At 69.1% G+C, this 2,583-nt stretch carries 1 protein-coding gene; it reads right to left on the reverse strand.

The genetic code is table 11. The features are described 5' to 3' along the window. On the reverse strand, nucleotides 1–2,583 hold a 2,583-nt coding region (locus K6V06_RS20530; protein ID WP_222245980.1), incomplete at both ends, for a condensation domain-containing protein.

Raw genomic sequence — 2,583 nt, forward strand, 5'->3', positions numbered from 1 at the left:
CGGCGGTGAAGCGAGCAGGATCGAGCCCGTCGATATCGACGCGCAGCTGGTTGGTGTAGGCGCTGCCGTCCGGCGCATAGACGCTGTGGAACAGCATGCCGGCCTGCATCGGCGAGAGCGGGTAGAGGTCCTGCAACCGGGCCGGGTCCAGACCGAGCGCATCGAGCCCGTCCTGCGTCAGCCGTGCGAGCGGGAAGTCGGACGGCGTGACGCCGCTGGTGCCGCTGGCGCCGCTGATGCAATGCGCGATCAGCGTTTCCAGTTCACGACGAATATCGTACGCCAGCGCTTCGATGGTATGTGACTGGTGCCGGCTGCGGCTATAGGCCAACGATAGCGTCAATTGGCCGCCCTGTACCTGTCCGCTGACCGATAGCGGGTGGGAGAGCGGCGTCGCGGGGTCCTGGTTTGTCCCGGCACTACCGCTGGCGAGCCGCCATGGCGCGTCCTCGGTGAAGCTGGCGTCGAACTGGCCCAGATAGTTGAAGACGACGTTCGGCTTCGGTATGCGGGACAGCGCTGCCTGCTGGTCGGGCGTGCCGAGCCGGCGCAGCAGTCCGAAGCCGATGCCGTCGCCGGGGACAGCGCGCAGCTGTTCCTTGACGGCCCGGATGGCGTCGCCGAGGTCGCCGGTGCCATCCAGTGCGACGGGATACATCGTGGTGAACCAGCCGACGGTGCGGCTCAGGTCGAGCGTGTCGTCGATGCCGGCGCTGCGGCCGTGGCTTTCCAGGTCGATCAGCACCCGAGAACGTCCGGTCCAGCGGGACAAGGCCCGGGCAAGGGCGGTCAGCAGAAGATCGTTGACGCGAGTCCGGTAGGCTGCTGGCGCCCGCTGCAGCAGCGCCTGTGTCAGCTCGGCCGGCAGGGTCAGTGTCACGCTGTCGCGCTCAGCCACGGTCATCGGACCGTCTGCCTTGTCGCTCGGCAATTCGACATCGGCATCCTGCAGCGCCAGCCAGTAGGGCAGCTCGTCACTCCTGCGCTCAGTAGCACCCCGCAGCGCCTGGGACCATTGCTGATACGACGCGGTCCGTGCCGGCAGCGATGGCGCCTGGCCGCTGGCACGCTGGCGGTACACAGCGAGCAGATCTTCGATCAGCACCCGCCACGACACGCCGTCGACCACGAGATGATGGGCGACCAGCAGCAGTTGCCAGCGCTCGCCCATCTGCAGCGCGACGGCGCGGAACACGAGGCCTTGCGCCAGATCCAGACTGCGCTGGGCGGCTTCACAATGGCGCAAGCGCTCGTCCTCGCTTTGTGCGGACCGGACCCGAAGCAGCTCGCCATAGCCTTCGTGCTCGGCATACTCCTGCCGCCAGCCGTCCCCGGTCTGAAGAAAGCGCAGTCGCAGGGCATCGTGGTGCGTCACCAGATCGTGCAAGGCCGCGGCCAGCGCCTCCAGCTGCAAGGGCTCGCGGCAATCCAGCAGCACCGACTGGTTCCAGTGGTCGCGCCGCGGCATCGCTGTTGCGAAGAAATCGGACTGGATCGGCAGCAGCGGCACCGCGCCGGTGGGCACGCTGCTTTCGCCCGGCGCATCGACAGAGACCGCTTGCGCGACGGCGGCCAGTTCGGCCAATGTCTGCCGCTCGAACAGCTGGCGCGGTGTCAGCATCCAGCCGGCCGCACGTGCGCGCGCGACGATCTGCAGGCTGAGGATCGAATCGCCGCCCAGCTCGAAGAAGTTGTCGTTGCGGCCGATCTGCGGCAAGCCCAGCACCTCGGCCCAGATTTCGGCCAGCGCCGACTCCGCCGCGCCCGCGGGCGCGACGAATTGCTGGGCGCTGTCGAACGCCGGTGCCGGCAGTGCACGCCGGTCCAGCTTGCCGTTGGGCGTCAGCGGCAGCGCGTCGAGGACGACGAAGGCGGAGGGCACCATGTAGTCGGGCAGTTCCGCGCTCAGTGCGGCGCGCAGCTGCGCGACATCGGTGCTGGCGTTGGAGGCCGGCACCAAGTAGGCCGCCAGCCGCGCACCCGAAGGGCCTTCGATTGCGACCACGGCCGCATTGGTCCATCCGGGCTGCGCCATGATCCTGGCTTCGATCTCCCCCGGCTCGATGCGAAAGCCCCGGATCTTCAGCTGCTGGTCGATGCGACCCAGGTATTCGAGCTGGCCATCGGGCAACCAGCGCGCAAGGTCGCCGGTGCGGTACAGCCGCGCGCCGTCGGCCGCGAACGGATCGGGTACGAAGCGCTCGGCGGTGGTGCCGGGCCGGTTCAGGTAGCCGCGTGCCAGCCCGTCGCCGCCCAGATACAGCTCGCCAGCCACGCCCGGCGGCACCAGGTTCAACTGCGCATCGAGCAGGTAGGCGCGGCGCTCCCCGACCGGACGGCCAATCGGCGCATAGGTGCCGGCAAACCGCGCTTGCGGGCTGTCGGCGCGCACCTTCCACACCATCGGCGTGACCACGGTCTCGGTGGGGCCGTAGCCGTTGATGAAGGTGCGCGGTGCCAGCGCCCGGCATGCCTGCGCGAACACGGCGCGCGGCATCGCCTCGCCGCCGAACGAGTACAGCGACACGTCGGGGCGCTGGCCGCTTTGCTCGCACCACTCGGCCAGCTGGCGCAGATAGGCCG

Origin of the sequence: Cupriavidus sp. AU9028 (assembly GCF_019795295.1) — a bacterium.
Classification (GTDB): Bacteria; Pseudomonadota; Gammaproteobacteria; order Burkholderiales; family Burkholderiaceae; genus Cupriavidus.